Annotated in this window: 1 protein-coding gene; it reads right to left on the reverse strand. The window is 40.0% G+C overall.

The genetic code is table 11. The features are described from left to right. Positions 1-134: 134 nt before the first annotated feature. Positions 135-1,001 (reverse strand): DUF808 domain-containing protein, encoded by an 867-nt coding sequence (locus tag GGQ60_RS22830; RefSeq protein WP_183768773.1) that lies wholly within the window; start codon positions 999-1,001, stop codon positions 135-137. Positions 1,002-1,754: the final 753 nt, after the last annotated feature.

Below are 1,754 nucleotides of genomic sequence, written 5' to 3' on the forward strand. Positions count from 1 at the left end.
GGGTTTTCCTCATGCCAGCCCACCTAGCCCCCGCGCCTCTACGGGTAGGCAATTGTAATGAAAAGCGGGAAAATCAATTAGATCCTGGCGCTAAAACTGCTTTACTGAAAATAGTTTCACCGTTCTTTCTACTCCTAGCCTTTAATAAAACCGATAAGTTTTTTACTTAAGGTTACCAATACTACCAAAACTAATCCGGCCACCAATCCGAAAGTAAATTCTTTAAGAATTGACGGAAAAGCAGGGAAAACATGGTGTAGAAAAGCAATGTTATGCGAGAAAATTCCACCCGATACCAATATCAGTGCAACCGTACCAACAATACTTAATATTTTGATGATAACAGGCAGCGATTTAACGAGAATCTTTCCGACCGCTGAAAGGAGGCCCTTTTCGTGAGCAGCTTTCATTAAACGGTAGCCAGCATCATCCATCCTCACAATAAGTGCAACGATACCGTAAACACCAATTGTTGCCAGTAATGCAATAACCGAAACAGTAACGATCTGGATGGCCAGCTTTTCGTCTAAAACACTACCTAGTGCTATAATGACAATCTCTATCGATAATATAAAATCGGTTGTGATAGCAGATCTGATTTTTGCCTTTTCTGCAGCATCTCCCTCCTGGATCACCTCTTTTGCCTCAACATGTGAGGGCTTAGCCTTATGAAAAAAATACTCAACAACCTTTTCAACACCTTCGTAAGCCAGGTACAAGCCACCTAATACCAGGATTACCTTAATGGCAACCGGAAAAAAGACATTAAGCAGCAAGGCAATTGGTACAATAATGATCTTATTTACTAAAGAACCTTTTGTAATAGCCCATAGCACCGGTAGCTCTCTCGAAGAAAGGAAACCTGTTGATTTTTCGGCATTTACTGCCAGGTCATCTCCCAAAATACCAGCCGTTTTCTTAGCTGCCACTTTTGCTGTTACAGCAACATCATCCATTAAGGCACCTATATCATCTAAAATCGCAAAAAAACCCGAAGCCATATCTAAATTTATTATGATTGCAAAATATTAATTCCTTTTTAGATTTAGATGATATAAAATCTTTTTCCCTATACATTTATATTGAAAGATATGCCACCAGGTTCAGTTAAAGCAAGTAATATTTACATGCATGATAACATGAATAAACTAAAACTGTTCAAAAAAGAAGTAAATATTTTTTTGTAGTTGTTAAAGCAAAAAAGAGGGTTAATCTGGTGGTTCTATAATATTAAATTCATTGATCTTTTTTCAGGAGCGCAGTTTCCTGTTCATTTGGGTGGGGTTCCCTCCTGCTGTGTGCTTTATCCTTTTGGGAAATATTGCCGGGATAGCGACCCTGTTTCGCCCAAAAGGGATGCCGCTCCCATCAGGGCTATTATACAACGGTGTAAGATGCAAGAAGGTAAGAGGGAAAAGGGATGATGGAACTGGCCTCGGGTATATCGGCATGATCTGCGGGAGTACCGCCACCAGGCTATCATTAAGGTATTAAGTACACCTCCTTTAATCAAGCAAGTTAAAATAGCCTTAATGTACTTAACCTCTTAATGGTTTAAACTTTGTTTAAAGGAAAAGGGCTAAAGTTCCGTATCCCGCTTTAGTGTTTAAGCTTTGGCCTTTCGTCTTTCCGCTTTGGTCTTTAGCCAAAAAACCTTTAAAACAAGAAAACCCTTCATCATCTCTGACGAAGGGTTTCTTTTAAGATCTGGCACCGACCTACTCTCCCACGTGTTACCGCAGTACCATCGGCTC

It is taken from the genome of Pedobacter zeae (assembly GCF_014196715.1).
GTDB lineage: Bacteria > Bacteroidota > Bacteroidia > Sphingobacteriales > Sphingobacteriaceae > Pedobacter > Pedobacter zeae.